The sequence below is a fragment of the Streptomyces sp. CNH287 genome (assembly GCF_000424825.1).
This window is the reverse complement of record NZ_AUKQ01000050.1, coordinates 1-1,375: the sequence shown is the minus strand read 5'-3', so window position 1 is coordinate 1,375 and position 1,375 is coordinate 1. Positions and strand designations below refer to the sequence as shown.

Below are 1,375 nucleotides of genomic sequence, written 5' to 3'. Positions count from 1 at the left end.
CCGCCCCGCCGACCGCCCCGCCGGCCGGGGCCGGCTGCCAGTCCAGCCCCGGCGCCTGGTTGAGGATCTCGCGCTCAAGATGCTGCAGCGCCGGACGCGGATCGATGCCCAACTCCTCGGCGAGCCGCTTGTGGTTGGTGCGCAGCACACCCAGCGCGTCCGCCTGCCGCCCGGCCCGGTACAGCGCCAGACTCAGCAGCTCGCAGCTGTACTCGCGCAGCGGATGCGCCTGGATGAGCGCCTCCAGCTCGGCCACCGCCACCACATGCGCGCCCACCGCCAAAAGCGCCGCGCAGCGCGCCTCGACCACCGATAACTGCAACTCCTCCAGCCGCGCCACCTCCGGCATCACGCACGTGGCGTGGGCCACCTCCGCGTAGACCTGGCCGCGCCACAGCGCCAGCCCCGACTCGAACTCGCCCAGCGCCAGCCGCGGATCACCCCGGTCCCACGCCTGCCACCCCGCCGTGGCGCGCTCACCGAAGCGGTGGACGTCCACGTCGACAACGCCGCGCTCCAGCAGATAGCCTCGAGGACAGGTGCGCAGCACCCGCGCCGGCGTCCGAGGAGCCCGATCCGGCTCCAGCACCCGCCGCAGATTCGCCACATACGCCTGCAGCGAGGTCATCGCCGACGGCGGCGGATGCCCCGCCCACAGCGCTTCCAGCATCACATCCACCGTCACCGGCTGACCCACCCGGCTCACCAGCAGCGCGAGCAGCGCCCGCTGCTTGGGCGCGCCCAGATCCACCTGCGCGCCGGCGACCACCGCCTCGACCGGGCCCAGCGCGCGGAACTCCACCAGCGCCGGGGGAGCAGCCTGCGGCGGCGCAGGCGCCGTACCCCCGCGCAGCGGGCGGGAGCTGGCCGGCCCGCGAGGTGAGGTGCCCGCGGCTACCGCGTGCGTCATATGCCGCGTATTCCGGCGCGGGCGGCGTCCGACAACCCGGCCGCCTCACCCCGTAACGGCCTCCGCAGCCGCCCGCCGCACGGGCCGGCACCTGCGCCGAGCGCGACGACGCCCTGCGCGGTGAGCCCCGCGTGATCCGGCCCGCCCGCAGCGCGGGCATGGTTCGCAGGCCGCATGATGGTGCCCCTTCCCCCGTGGATACCAAGTCTGCGCGCGCGTGCCGGGAAAACTACCGGCTCATCGGAGGTGGTGGCAACGAAACCGGGCCCCGTCCCTGCGGGGCGGACCCCCCTTCGTGGCGTTATGCCGCGAGTATGCGGGTAGCTGACCGGAGGCGGTCGGGCACCGCCGCCCGGCCCGCCGCGGCAAGGCCCGACCCACCCTTCAGCGCCCGTTCCAGACGGCCCGTCAGCCCCCCGGCCCGCCGCCCTCGCCCCGCCCGCCGCCAAGCCGCCGCCAAGGCGC

At 75.5% G+C, this 1,375-nt stretch carries 1 protein-coding gene; it reads right to left on the bottom strand.

Annotated features, from left to right (window positions below; translation table 11 throughout):
* Nucleotides 1-910: AfsR/SARP family transcriptional regulator (locus H299_RS35910; protein ID WP_078512995.1), on the bottom strand; the 910-nt coding region annotated here is incomplete at its 3' end.
* Nucleotides 911-1,375: the final 465 nt, after the last annotated feature.